12 protein-coding genes are annotated in these 13,352 nt (G+C 33.9%); 5 read left to right on the top strand and 7 right to left on the bottom strand.

Annotated elements, in window-relative coordinates:
• Window positions 1-169: 169 nt before the first annotated feature.
• The 7 genes from B2S90_RS10470 to dnaA all read right to left on the bottom strand — a co-directional run bounded on the left by B2S90_RS10470 (window position 170) and on the right by dnaA (window position 9,591).
• Complete coding sequence (locus tag B2S90_RS10470) at window positions 170-1,075, bottom strand: AEC family transporter (protein WP_055232925.1); 906 nt, start codon at window positions 1,073-1,075, stop codon at window positions 170-172.
• A 66-nt stretch (window positions 1,076-1,141) separates the two neighbouring features.
• Window positions 1,142-3,589 (bottom strand): DNA gyrase subunit A, encoded by a 2,448-nt coding sequence (gyrA, locus tag B2S90_RS10465; RefSeq protein ID WP_278547605.1) that lies wholly within the window; start codon window positions 3,587-3,589, stop codon window positions 1,142-1,144.
• A gap of 14 nt (window positions 3,590-3,603) precedes the next feature.
• A complete protein-coding gene (gene gyrB, locus B2S90_RS10460; RefSeq protein WP_055232929.1) occupies window positions 3,604-5,529 on the bottom strand; it encodes a DNA topoisomerase (ATP-hydrolyzing) subunit B in 1,926 nt (641 codons plus the stop codon).
• Entirely contained in the window at window positions 5,530-6,624 is a 1,095-nt protein-coding gene (gene recF, locus B2S90_RS10455; RefSeq protein WP_055232930.1) for a DNA replication/repair protein RecF, read from the bottom strand. It lies immediately after the preceding gene.
• On the bottom strand, window positions 6,605-6,826 hold the full coding sequence (locus tag B2S90_RS10450; protein ID WP_022424781.1) for an RNA-binding S4 domain-containing protein: 222 nt from the start codon (window positions 6,824-6,826) through the stop codon (window positions 6,605-6,607). The genes recF and B2S90_RS10450 overlap by 20 nt, the downstream gene beginning before the upstream one ends.
• Before the next feature lie 170 nt (window positions 6,827-6,996).
• Window positions 6,997-8,100, bottom strand: a complete 1,104-nt coding sequence (dnaN, locus tag B2S90_RS10445; protein ID WP_055232931.1) for a DNA polymerase III subunit beta — start codon at window positions 8,098-8,100, stop codon at window positions 6,997-6,999.
• 138 nt (window positions 8,101-8,238) lie between these two features.
• Window positions 8,239-9,591, bottom strand: a complete 1,353-nt coding sequence (dnaA, locus tag B2S90_RS10440; protein ID WP_286697019.1) for a chromosomal replication initiator protein DnaA — start codon at window positions 9,589-9,591, stop codon at window positions 8,239-8,241.
• 532 nt (window positions 9,592-10,123) lie between these two features.
• Between dnaA and rpmH the strand changes: the two genes are divergently transcribed.
• The 5 genes from rpmH to B2S90_RS10415 all read left to right on the top strand — a co-directional run.
• A complete protein-coding gene (gene rpmH, locus B2S90_RS10435; protein ID WP_006504672.1) occupies window positions 10,124-10,258 on the top strand; it encodes a 50S ribosomal protein L34 in 135 nt (44 codons plus the stop codon).
• A 41-nt stretch (window positions 10,259-10,299) separates the two neighbouring features.
• Complete coding sequence (rnpA, locus tag B2S90_RS10430; protein ID WP_006504671.1) at window positions 10,300-10,638, top strand: ribonuclease P protein component; 339 nt, start codon at window positions 10,300-10,302, stop codon at window positions 10,636-10,638.
• A 2-nt stretch (window positions 10,639-10,640) separates the two neighbouring features.
• Window positions 10,641-11,522, top strand: a complete 882-nt coding sequence (locus B2S90_RS10425) for a YidC/Oxa1 family membrane protein insertase (protein ID WP_055232935.1) — start codon at window positions 10,641-10,643, stop codon at window positions 11,520-11,522.
• Between the two features lie 5 nt (window positions 11,523-11,527).
• The gene (locus tag B2S90_RS10420; RefSeq protein WP_055232937.1) at window positions 11,528-12,127 is read left to right on the top strand and encodes a protein jag; all 600 of its coding nucleotides are present in this window, start codon (window positions 11,528-11,530) and stop codon (window positions 12,125-12,127) included.
• A 62-nt stretch (window positions 12,128-12,189) separates the two neighbouring features.
• Window positions 12,190-13,352: MATE family efflux transporter (locus B2S90_RS10415; protein ID WP_286697018.1), on the top strand; the 1,163-nt coding region annotated here is incomplete at its 3' end.

The following is a 13,352-nucleotide window of genomic DNA, read 5'->3' as shown; positions in this document are numbered from 1 at the left end:
AAAGTAGCGTTGTGGATGTAAATATCCTATACAGTAGAGGCGAAGTGGACACGCCTATAAGAATAAGGATTGCCTAGCTTATAGGTGGAAACTTAAATATCATACTTCTTAAATGGATGCGCAAACATCTAAAAAAAATCCGACTTAATTAAAATTAAGTCGGATTGGCTCACAAAGTTATCATGAAAGAAATAAGTGGCAATGTGACTAAAGAAAATGCAGTAGATACAAAAATAAGCTTAGAAGCGAATTCTGGGTTCTTATCATACTTATTTGCCAGCATTGCACATGTACTTGGTGCAGGCATCGCAGCCAATACTACTGAGACACCAATACCGATATGATCAAGTGCAGTCCATCTTAAACATAGATAAGTAATCACTGGAATCATAATTAAACGAATAAAAGAATAATAAATACATTCCTTATCCAATATCTCTCTAGGTTCTACATCACTTAATATACTTCCTATCACAATCATACTTAATGCGGTATTACATCCTCCTATAGAACTCATAGTTGTTGTCACAAAAGAAGGTAGTGTATACCCTAATGAATACATGATCATAAATACTATACCAAAATAAATCCCAATAAGACATGGATGTAAAGCAACTTTCTTCACCATTGTCTTAAAATCAGCTTTTGTATAATGGGACAAACCATAACTCCACATAAATATTCTTTGTGGTATTAAATAAATACAAGCATAAAGTAATCCCATATCACCATATAACCCTTGCGCAAATGGCATACCCATAAAACCTGCATTAGATACCATAGTCGCATACTGTAAGTTGATCTTCTTTGTTTCTTCCTGATTATTATAAGCAGTCTTATTAATAATAAAATAAAGCCCCTGTATACCAATAGAGACTAAAAATACAACAAGAGTCGTCTTCATAATACTTGGTGTGAGTTTAATTAAGAAACTCTTTGCAGTGGCCACAGGTAACACAAGGTTTAATACTAAATCAGTGACCTGTTTACGAGTCTGTTTATTAAATAATCCTAGTTTAGAAATAAGATAGCCTATTCCAACTAAAATAAATATTTCTACCTGTAAATCTAACATATAATAACTCCCCCTCTTTGAGGACTAATTATAGTATGAAAAAAAGAAGTTGTCATGTGACAACTTCTATTCTTCAGTCGTTTCTTCTTCCGATTCTTTATCTACCACTGTAATACTTGAAACAGAAGCACCTTCACCTACTTTAATAAGTCTTACACCCTGTGTAGCTCTTCCAGCACTCTTTACCTGTTCCATTGGTAATCTGATAATAATACCTTCATTCGTAATGATCATTAAGTCTTCATTGCCTTCTACAGCTTTAATGCTGACTAATTCACCATTCTTCTCAGTAATATTAACAGTCTTAACACCTTTACCACCACGTTTAGATAAACGATATTCTTCTAATGGTGACATCTTACCATAACCCTTTTCAGTTATGATTAAGATATTTTGTCCTTCAGTATTTGTAGTCACACCAATAATATGACTATCATCTACATTCATACCCTTAACACCACTTGCAGAACGTCCCATTGGTCTCACATCATTTTCATCAAAACGAATAGCCTTACCATTGGCGGCTGCAAGAAGAATTTCACTCTTACCATTAGTTAACTTAACATCAACTAATTCATCACCCTCACGTAATGTGAGTGCAAGTTTACCAGACTGTCTGATATTTTCGAATTCAGGTAATCCAGTTCTCTTTACTAAACCATCCTTAGTTACAAAGAATAAGAAATGTGATTCATCTACTTCAGAAGGTGTAATAGAGATCATAGTCTTTACCTGTTCATCCTTATCCATATTCAATAAGTTGATAATAGGAAGACCCTTTGCCTGTCTACCAAATTCAGGAATATTATATCCCTTCATTCGGTATACCTTACCAAAGTTAGTAAAGATCAATAAATCATCATGAGTAGACATATTCATTAATGAATCTACAACATCATCATTATTTGTACTCATACCCTTGATACCTTTACCACCTCTATTTTGAGCTTTATAAGTATCAATAGGCATACGTTTTACATAACCATTATTCGTTAAAGAAATAACTACATCTTCTTCAGGAATTAAATCTTCATCTTCAATATCAAATGAACCCTGAATGATTTCAGTTCTTCTCTTATCACCATACTTCGCTTTGATTTCAAGAAGTTCCTGATCAATAATCGCAATAATTCTTTCTTTATTCGCAAGAATATCTTTTAAATCTGCAATTGTTTCTAATAATGTATTTAATTCATTCTCAATCTTTTCTCTTTCCAATCCAGCTAGTCTTTGTAACTGCATTTCACGGATAGCCTTTGCCTGTCTTTCAGACATATCAAATTCATCCATTAATCTCTGCTGAATAATTTCTGTTGTACGAGAACTTCTAATTAAATTAATAATCGCATCAATCTGATCAATAGCACGCTTTAAACCATCTAAGATATGAGCACGATCTTCTGCCTTCTTTAAATCAAATAATGTTCTTCTACGAATAACATCTTCCTGATGTTCTAAGTAAACATTAATCATTTCTTTTAAAGACAATGTCTTAGGTTCACCATTCACTAAGGCAATATTGTTGACACCAAAAGTAGTCTGTAATGCAGTTAACTTGTATAACTGATTTAAAATAACTTCTGGCTGTACATCTCTTCTTAACTCAATAACAATACGAATACCTTCACGGTCAGATTCATCTCTTAATTCTGTAATACCATCGATATTCTTTTCTTTGACATGAGCTGCAATCTTTTCAATTAAGCGTGCCTTATTGACCATATATGGTAGTTCAGTCACGATGATTGCTTTTTTATTGCTACCGATATCTTCAATATCAGTCTTTGCTCTCATAACAATAAGACCATTCCCTGTCTCATAGGCTTTCTTAATAGCCCCACGGCCTAAAATATAAGCACCTGTAGGGAAATCAGGGCCAGGGATATAATTATCCATCAACTCTGTAATTGTAATATCAGGGTTCTTAGAAACAGCGAGAATCGCATCAACCACTTCACCTAAGTTATGTGAAGGAATATTTGTTGCCATACCTACCGCAATACCAGTAGACCCATTAATCAATAAATTTGGAATACGAGAAGGAAGCACATTAGGTTCCTTTTCTTCACCATCATAGTTAGGGACAAAATCAACAGTATCCTTGTTGATATCTCTGACCATTTCCATCGCAATCTTAGACATTCTTGATTCTGTATAACGCATTGCGGCAGCGCCATCACCATCAATAGAACCAAAGTTACCATGTCCATCTACTAACATATATCTATATGAGAAATCCTGTGCCATACGTACAAGGGCTTCATAAATAGAACTATCACCATGTGGGTGATATTTCCCCATTACTTCCCCAACAATACGGGCAGACTTCTTATAAGGCTTATCACTATAACAGCCTAATTCATTCATACCATGAATAATACGTCGCTGTACTGGCTTTAAACCATCTTTCGCATCAGGAAGAGCTCTAGCCACAATAACACTCATCGCATATTCCATGAATGATTTCTTCATTTCACCTGTTAACTGTATATCTTTAATACCTCTTTGTTCCATGACTATCTCCTTCCTTAAATATCAAGATTTTCTACATACTTCGCATTTTCTCTAATGAAATCTCTTCTAGGTTCAACACGTTCACCCATCAACATATCAAATAGCTGATCAGCCTGCATTGCATCATCTAACTGAATTCTATTTAATACACGATTTTCAGGATTCATAGTTGTTTCCCATAGCTGTTCTGGATTCATTTCACCTAGCCCTTTATAACGCTGAATTGTATATTTCGCATTAGGACCAAGTTCTTCTTTTAGTTTATCTAACTCATAATCACTATATAAATAATGATCATCCTTACCATGTCTTAATAAATAAAGAGGTGGCTGAGCAGCATAAACATAACCATTCTCAATTAAAGGTTTTAAATAACGATATAAGAAAGTAAGCATTAAGATTCTAATATGACCACCATCGACATCGGCATCGGTCATGATGACAATCTTATGATAACGTAGTTTATTGATATCAAACTCATCACCAATACCAGTACCAAATGCTGTAATCATAGATCTAATTTCCGCATTACCAAGAATTCTTTCTAAACGTGCTTTTTCAACATTCAAGATCTTACCTCTTAAAGGAAGAATAGCCTGAATCTTTCTATCTCTACCAGATTTCGCACTACCTCCGGCAGAGTCCCCTTCGACGATGAATATTTCACATTCACTTGGATCCTTAGAAGAACAGTCTGCAAGCTTACCAGGAAGATTAGAGACATCTAAAGCTGTCTTTCTTCTAGTCATTTCTCTTGCACGCTTCGCTGCCATTCTTGCCTTAGAAGCCAATGTAACTTTATCCATGATAATCTTTGCAGTATCAGGATTTTCTAATAAGAACTTATCTAATGCATTCGCAAGAATAGTAGATACAATCTTTCTTACTTCTGCATTACCTAATTTAGTCTTTGTCTGTCCTTCATACTGAGGATCAGGATGCTTAACTGATACAATCGCAGTTAAACCTTCACGACAGTCATCACCACTTAAAGACTCATCTTTATCCTTTAAGAAGTTATGACCCTTTGCATAGTTATTAATAACACGTGTTAAAGCTAAACGGAACCCTTCTTCATGTGTTCCACCTTCGTGTGTATTGATATTATTACAGAATGAATAGATATTTGGCTGATAACCATCATTGTACTGCATAGCTATTTCCACGGAAATATCATTTATTGTATCTTCACAATCAATAATACGATCATGTAGTGGTGTCTTATTCTTATTTAAGAAAGCCACATACTCTCTTAAACCACCTTCATAATGATATTCATCTACTTTTGCAGGATCTAATCTTTCATCCTCCAATACAAGCTTTAAGCCTTTATTTAAGAAAGCAAGTTCTCTTAATCTCTGACTTAATACACCATAATCATAAACTGTTGTTTCAGTAAAGATTTCAGGATCTGCCTTAAAAATTACAGTTGTTCCTGTTTCTTCCTGATCACAATCTCCTACAACCTTTAAAGAACCAACAGGCGTTCCACCATTTTCAAAACGTTGATAGTAAATATGTCCTTCACGGTGAACATAAACTTCTAGCCATTCACTCAAGGCATTTACGACAGAGGCACCTACACCATGTAGACCACCAGAGACCTTATAGCCTCCTCCACCGAATTTTCCACCGGCATGTAAAACAGTAAAAATAGTTTCAATTGTATTCTTACCTGTCTTCACATTCATACCAGTAGGCATACCACGACCATTATCAATGACCTTTACAACATCACCCGGTAATAATACAACTCTGATCTTATTACAGAAGCCTGCGAGTGCTTCATCGATAGAGTTATCCACTATTTCCCATACAAGATGATGTAAACCTCTTGCAGACGTTGTCCCGATATACATACCAGGTCTCTTTCTAACGGCTTCTAACCCTTCTAAGACTTGAATATCGGATTCATCATAATGCTCTACTTTTTCTTCCATTTACTTATCCTCCTTCAACGTTCCTTTCTCTATTCTTAAAACCAAAGCATCATCTAGTGAATGATGATAACCTAAATCAAAATGCGTTGTTGTAATGAATGTCTGTACTTTATGATCAATCAGATTCAAAAGCTTCATCTTTCTCTCTTCATCTAATTCACTCAATACATCATCTAACAACAAGACAGGATACTCACCTATCTGCATCTTCACTATTTCTACTAACGCAATCTTCATCGATAAGATGATAGAACGCTGCTGCCCCTGGGATGCAAACATACCTGCATCATTCTCATCTAAAAAGATTTTTAAATCATCCTTATGAACACCATCCACGGTAGTTCCTTGGAATATATCTCGCTTATAATTCTTTTTATATTTATCAAGAATACCCTCTTTTGAAATATCCTTGAAATGCGTATGATATCTCAAAACAAGCTTTTCTTTACCAGAAATATAGGCATACATCTGCCCACTGATCTCATTCAATAACTCTATGAACTTCATACGTCTTTGAATCAGATCTTCTTCTAATTCTGCCATCTCCTCACTCAGTACCTCTAGATACATATCAGGTTCCTTATGTCCATCATGAACCATCTTTAAGTACTTATTTCTTTCCTTCATCAATTTATTATATTTATTCAAGTTAAACATATAGATTGGTGAAATCTTAGAAATCTCAGTATCTATCAAAGTTCGTCTCATTTTAGGAGACCCTTTTATCAACTGCAGATCCTGAGGAGTAAATAAGATCACATTAAAATAACCCAGATAATCACTTGTCTTACTCACAGCCTTATCATTAATAAAAGCCTTCTTGCCTTCTTTAGACACAACAACCTTTAAATCATAAGGACGTGTACCATTTACAACATGACCTGACACACGTGTATAAGACTGATCAAACATGATCATTTCATCAAGCATACGGGACTTAAAGCTTCTTGTAGTAGACAAGAGATAAATTGCTTCAAGTATATTCGTTTTACCCTGTGCATTATCCCCAATGATAATATTAACCAGTGGATGAAAATGAAAGGTCTGCTTTTCATAATTACGAAATTGAATCAGATTAAGCGTTTTGATTTCCATGGATTACATACTGGCGACGATCTACTTCAAAAACATCACCATCTCTTAATTTCTTACCACGTCTACGGTCTACTTCTCCATTCACAAGAACATGACCTTCCTGAATCATAATCTTTGCTTCAATGCCACTCTGTGCTTCACCACATAACTTCATAGCCTGACCTAAAGTAATATATTCAGTATGTATTAAGACTTCTTTCATTTCATCACACATCCTTTGCGCTAATTTTGCTTTCTACATTATACCACAAAAACATAAAAAAAAGAAGTTTATAGCCCCTTTTTTCAAAGGAGAGATAAACTTCATTTTCTTAGTAATTTCAATTACAGGCGAAATTTTAACCAAATAAGAGAATAGACCTTTTAATTTACCTAGTAAGTTCTCACTGGAAGAACAACTTGGATGTTATCACTCTCATCTAATCCTGTAATCTGGAATGGTCTCATCTTTTCAGTAAAGCGCAACTGAATTGTTTCAGTTCCAATAGAACGAATCGCATCAGCTAAATACTTTGCACTAAATGAGATAGTCATTGGTTCACCCTTATAGAAAGCTTTTGTTAAGTTTTCTTCTACTGAACCGATTTCCTGTGAATAAGAAGAAAGAATGTTTTCATCAGGAGACATCGTTAATTTTACAATATTACTCTGTTCATCAGAAAGTAAAGAAGCACGGCTGATTGCACCAAGTAATGCGGAACTATTGATAGACATAGTATAAGACCCCTGATCTTCTACTAAACGTGATGTATTAGGATAAGTACCATCAATTAAACGAGTTAATACAAGATACTGACCAATCACAAATAATACTTTACGATCAGATACATAAAGATCAATCATTTCATCTTTTTCAATAATGTGAATAATCTGATTTAAAGACTTCTTAGGAATGACAATGTTAAACTGAATATCATCATCAATTGGCTGACTAACCTGAGCTAAACGATAACTGTCAGTCGCAATACATACAAGCTTGTGCTGGTCTACTTTGAAATTCACACCAGTAAGTACTGGTCTTGTTTCTTGTTCACTAGTCGCAAATAAAGTTTTTTCAATAATCTTCTTGAATTCATAAGACTTCATAGAGAAGTGCTTACCATTCTTATTTAAATCAATACGTGGGAAGTCAAAAGACTTAGAACCATTTAAATCAAATAAAGAACTTTCAGAAGTAATACGAGTTAAAGTACCATCTACAACCTGAATATGAACTGTTTCCCCATCAATCTTACGAATAATTTCTAAGATATACTTAGAAGATAAAACAACTGATCCAGTCTGGTTAATAATAATACCTTCATTAATTGTAGTCTGAATACTGATATCACTATCAGATGCAGTCAATACTAAACCATCTTCTAATAAGTCAAACTTAATACCTGTTAAAATAGGTAAAGGACTCTTTAAAGAAACAGCTCTAGAAACCTTAGCTAGTGCATCTAATAAGACAAGTCTATTAATATTAAAATCCATTTTTTTCTCCTTTATTTATTTTATTAATTAAAGAATAATTATAATAATACTGTGCATAATGTGCATAAGTTGCGTTTTTGTTGAGTATTCCATAAGAATTCTCATTTTTCACGGTGCACAAGTTGTGCATACGTGTGCTTAACTTAAGCGTTCCATTAAATCATTGATTGCTGTTTTATAGTTAGGATCCTGTTTCATCTTCTTCTTAACTTTAGAACAAGCTTTCATGATTGTAGAATGATCTCTTCCCCCAAATTCCTGGCCAATCTGGATATAAGAAATATCAGGAACGAGTTCTCTGACAAGATACATCGCAATATGTCTTGCTGTAATAATATTGTTTGTACGTGATTTACTCGTTAATTGTGTGACGGATAGATTGTAGTAAGAAGCAACTGTTTCCTTAATGGTATCAGGAGTCGCTTCTTTTTTAGTCACAGTTGTTGTGTTATCTGGATTATCAAATGCTTCTAATGCGAAATCCAAGCTGATATGATCAAGATTTTGTCCACATACTACTTTATAGAATAGAAGTGTTGTAACAGCACCTTCTAAGTCTCTAACATCCTTATTGAAATGAGATGCAATAAAGTCTAGTACTTCTTCATCAATAGGATAATCAATCATACGTGATTCAATCTTTTTCTTTAAGATCGCCTTGGCTGTTTCAAATTCAGGATTATCAATAGTCACTGTTAAACCCTGTCTAAAACGAGAAACAAGGCGGTTTTCCATTCCTTTTAACTCAACAGGAGGTTTATCACTTGTAATAACAATCTGTTTTCCTGAATGTTGGAGCGTATTGAAGATATTGAAGAACATCTCCATACTTCCTTCTTTATTCGCTATAAACTGAATATCATCAATCAATAATACATCAACACTACGATAACGATGATTAAATGTTGCAATCGTATTATTACCAATTGCTTCTACGTAATCATTCACAAATGCTTCTGCATTTGTATAAAGAATACGTTTACCTGGAAATTTCTTTTTCACATAGTTTCCAATCGCATTCAACAAATGTGTCTTTCCAAGTCCGGAATTACTATGAAGGAATAAAGGATTATATGTACCAGGTTTTAAGGCGACTGCCAAAGCAGCATTTTGAGCAATTCTATTACAATTACCCACAACGAAGTTATCAAAAGTGAGTTCAGCACTTAAATGATCATCAAAATCATCTATTTCTTCTTTCACTTCCACTACTGGGGCTTTTGCCTTATTCATATTCTCATATTCCTGGTTAGTCATAACCTTTATAGTGGCTTTAATACCAGATACTTCATAGAAGAAATCTTCAAGTTGTTCACTTGCATCCTCTATAAAGGTCTTATTAAAAACCGATTCTATAGTAATGATTAATTCATTGTTTTGCAGTTCTTTAGCCTCTGTCTGGGTGAATATTGAGTCGAATACGATCTTATCGTCACTGTTTTCTCCATAGCGATTGAGGGTTTCTGTCCAGAACTGCTTCAAGTTGTCCATATATTCACCTTCCTTTGCACCCTTCATTATAAAAGAAAATGGGAATAAAGACTAGTGAATATTGACTATTCACAGTAATGATGTGCACAAAAAAAGGTGAATAAGTACTTATTCATACGTTATTCAGAGTCTTTTTCACGAGATATTCACATTTTTATTGTGAACTTAACGTTATTTTTTGAATTTTTCACACTTATTCACAAAAATTGAGAATATCTAAAAAATAGTATTGCACCATGTTATATGTGTATATATGTGCGGTATTTCCTCTATTCACGTCTTATTCAGATTATTGTGCACATAAAAAAATATGTTATATAGGAGAAAAATGATGGTTTTACACAATATGTGAATGAATGAATTCCGATGGGGAATGAAGTGTGGAAAATAGCAGTGAAGAAGCAAAAACTATTGAATATAAGCCAAAATTTCTTATAAATAATATTGACTTGAAATAGTATTTCCCATATAATGACACTGCATATGTTATGTAGTATAAAAAAAATAGCTACATATTGGAGGTGTAAAAAGAATGAAAAGAACATATCAGCCAAATAAAAGAAAAAGAGCTAAGACTCATGGCTTCAGAGCTAGAATGGCAACTGTAGGTGGACGTAAAGTTATCGCTAGACGTCGTAAAAAAGGAAGAAAAGTATTATCTGCCTAAAAAAAAATCCACTTTAATGTGGTTTTTTTTCTAAAAGAAATATGAAAAAAGAATTACGTGTAAAAAAAAGTACTGAATTTGAAACCATTATAAAGAAAAGAAAAAGCGTAGCGAATAGAGAGTTTGTTTTATATTGGAATCCTAATGATCTAGAGCATATGCGTATTGGTTTGTCAGTCGGTAAGAAAATAGGGAATGCCGTTGCCAGAAACAAGACTAAGAGACAAGTAAGAATGATGGTTCATGAATTGTTCACAAAAGAAGACCATAATGATTATATTCTGATTGTTAGAAAACCCTATTCTCAGAATGATTTTGAACAGAACAAGAAATCTCTTCAAAATCTATATTTAAAAATGAAAAAAAGAATGGAGAAGTAAAAATGGTATTAGATCCTCGTACAAAGAAGTACTTAAAGATCTTTGCGGTGATTGCTTTAGTGTTCATTTTTACAGGGTGTACAAGTAATGTTGACAAGAACGGTCATTTATTAGCAAGCCGTGCTATCACTGAATCAACACCATGGACATTAAAAGCAGGATTTTTTGATTTTATTCTTACAATTCCTATCGCAAAGGGAATCTTATTAATCACTTCATGGACAGGTAATGTCTTATGGGGTGTCATCTTAATGACTATTCTTATCAACTTGATTATCTTACCAGTTATGATCAAGTCTACTATTTCTACACAGAAGATGCAGATGCTTCAACCAGAAATGGAAAGAATCCAGAACAAATATCGTGGTAAGAATGATCAGACTAGTCAGATGCGTATGCAGAATGAAATTATGAACTTATACAAGAAAAATAACGTTTCTATGTTTGGTTCATTATGGACTTTCTTAACATTACCTATCATGTTCGCTATGTATGGTGCTGTTCAGAGAATCCAGATCTTGTATACATCACAGGCATTTGGTATGAATTTAGGTTTAACACCTTTATCTCAGATTACTAGTGGTAAATTCATTTATATTGCCGTTATTTTAGTTATGGCTTTATCTCAGTTCTTTGCTATCGAAATCAACAACTTAATGTTGAAGAGAAACAAGAAGTATAAACCTTCTGCTCAGCAGAACCAGATGAAGACTATGAATATCGTAATGACATTAATGATCATCTACTTTGGTTTAATCATGCCAACAGCTATGTCATTCTATTGGATTACAACTAACTTAATTACTGTAGTTAGAACAGTATTTATTCAGATTCAGTATATTGAAAAGCAACAAAATCAGAAAGACAGTAATGTAATTAGGTAATCACTATGAATACTTATGAAGCTAAAACAGAAGAAGAAGCATTAAATCGTGCTTGTCAGGACTTAGGTATTACACCAGAAGAATTCCATTATGAAGTTGTTGAAGTTCATAAGGGATTATTCAGTAAGAAAGTTGTTATTGCTGGATGGTGTGAATCTATGGTTGAAGAATATGTAGGTCAGTTCGTAGAAAGAACATTAAGTTCTTTAGGTTTCGAAACACAGACTACTGTCTTCAAACAGGATGATCGTATCTACTGTAATGTAGAAACAAGTAATAATTCAGTTGTGATTGGTAAGAATGGTGTTATTTTAAGAGCATTAAACTTCATTACTAAGAGTGCTGTCAATACTCAATTCAAGCAGCGTATTGAAATCTCTGTAGATATCAATGGTTATAAGGAACAGAGATACCAGAAGGTTGCTGCAATGGCTAAACGTTTTGGTAAGAAAGTACAACATTCTAAGATCAATATGAAGTTAGATCCTCTACCAGCTGATGAAAGAAAAGTAATTCATCAGGTGATTGCAGAAATGCCACATCTTGCAACACAGTCACACGGTGAAGGTAAAAACCGTTACTTAGAAATTTATTATGTTGATTAAAGAAGGCTCTGCCTTCTTTTTTTTACATTCTTTTGATAGAATGGATGGGAAGGGAGATGCGTATGAAAAAATTGAATTTATTAGAAGGACGTATTGTCCCTCTTCTTATAAAATTAACACTACCTATTATTGGTACATCATTTCTAGAAATGGCCTATGCACTGATTGATATGCTTTGGATTGGAAAGCTTGGTGCTTCCTCTATTGCAGCAGTTGGTGTAGCAGGTATGTTTAGCTGGTTATCGCAGGGACTCGCAATGATTGCGACACAGGGTGGACAAGTTAAAACAGGACATTCATTAGGTGCAGGTAATCAAGAAGCAGCTACAGATTATGCTTCATCGACTATTCAGTTAGGGATTATATTCGCACTATTATTCTCTTTCTGTACAGTTGTATTTTCAAGTTTCTTTATTGGTTTATTTGGATTATCATCACAATCTACTGTTAACCAGGCTATTAACTATTTACGTATTACATGTGGTTTGATTATCTTTAACTTCTTAAATATTATTATGACGGGTATTCTAAATGCCTCTGGTGATAGTCAGACACCATTCCAGTGTAATAGTGTTGGTTTGTTATTAAATATTATCCTAGACCCATTCTTTATCTTTGTATGTAATCTAGGTGTTGTAGGTGCAGCACTTGCCACAGTATTAGCTCAAGTTTCTGTATTCCTATTATTTATGAGACATAACTTTAAGAAGAATACACTACTTAAACATATTTCATTGAAGAAGGTTTATTCAAAGATTTATTATAAGAATATACTTAGAATTGGTTTTCCATTAGGATTACAAAGCATGTTATTTTCTGTATGTTCAATGGTAGTAGCTGCTTTTGTAGCTGAGTTTGGAGATGCAGCTGTTGCAGCACAGAAGGTAGGTACACAGGTAGAAAATATTTCTTGGTGTATGGCGACTGGATTCCAGACATCTATTAATGCCTTTATTAGTCAGAACTATGGAGCTAGTAAGTATGATCGTGTGGAGAAAGGATATCATACAATGCTGGTATTCTCTATACTATGGGGTATTGTATGTACAAGCTTGATGGTCTTCTTCCCTCATGTGATTTATGGCTTCTTTACTGATGATTTAATGGTAACTCAAATTGGAGAAAACTATCTACGTATAGTGGGTCTATCAGAGACATTTATGATTCTAGAATTAATGATTTCTGGAGCCTTTAGTGGATTAGGAGAAACAATTCCTCCTTCTAT

Source organism: Catenibacterium sp. UBA627 (genome assembly GCF_002299355.1).
In the GTDB taxonomy this organism is placed as follows: domain Bacteria; phylum Bacillota_I; class Bacilli_A; order Erysipelotrichales; family Coprobacillaceae; genus Catenibacterium; species Catenibacterium mitsuoka.
This window is presented reverse-complemented; position numbering and strand designations above follow the sequence as displayed.

What these genes read in the sequence shown, in the direction of transcription:
- B2S90_RS10470 (WP_055232925.1), bottom strand. Translation starts at nt 1,075, where the DNA reads ATGTTAGATTTACAGGTAGAAATATTTATTTTAGTTGGAATAGGCTAT.
- gyrA (WP_278547605.1), bottom strand. Translation starts at nt 3,589, where the DNA reads ATGGAACAAAGAGGTATTAAAGATATACAGTTAACAGGTGAAATGAAG.
- gyrB (WP_055232929.1), bottom strand. Translation starts at nt 5,529, where the DNA reads ATGGAAGAAAAAGTAGAGCATTATGATGAATCCGATATTCAAGTCTTA.
- recF (WP_055232930.1), bottom strand. Translation starts at nt 6,624, where the DNA reads ATGGAAATCAAAACGCTTAATCTGATTCAATTTCGTAATTATGAAAAG.
- B2S90_RS10450 (WP_022424781.1), bottom strand. Translation starts at nt 6,826, where the DNA reads ATGAAAGAAGTCTTAATACATACTGAATATATTACTTTAGGTCAGGCT.
- dnaN (WP_055232931.1), bottom strand. Translation starts at nt 8,100, where the DNA reads ATGGATTTTAATATTAATAGACTTGTCTTATTAGATGCACTAGCTAAG.
- dnaA (WP_286697019.1), bottom strand. Translation starts at nt 9,591, where the DNA reads ATGGACAACTTGAAGCAGTTCTGGACAGAAACCCTCAATCGCTATGGA.
- rpmH (WP_006504672.1), top strand. Translation starts at nt 10,124, where the DNA reads ATGAAAAGAACATATCAGCCAAATAAAAGAAAAAGAGCTAAGACTCAT.
- rnpA (WP_006504671.1), top strand. Translation starts at nt 10,300, where the DNA reads ATGAAAAAAGAATTACGTGTAAAAAAAAGTACTGAATTTGAAACCATT.
- B2S90_RS10425 (WP_055232935.1), top strand. Translation starts at nt 10,641, where the DNA reads ATGGTATTAGATCCTCGTACAAAGAAGTACTTAAAGATCTTTGCGGTG.
- B2S90_RS10420 (WP_055232937.1), top strand. Translation starts at nt 11,528, where the DNA reads ATGAATACTTATGAAGCTAAAACAGAAGAAGAAGCATTAAATCGTGCT.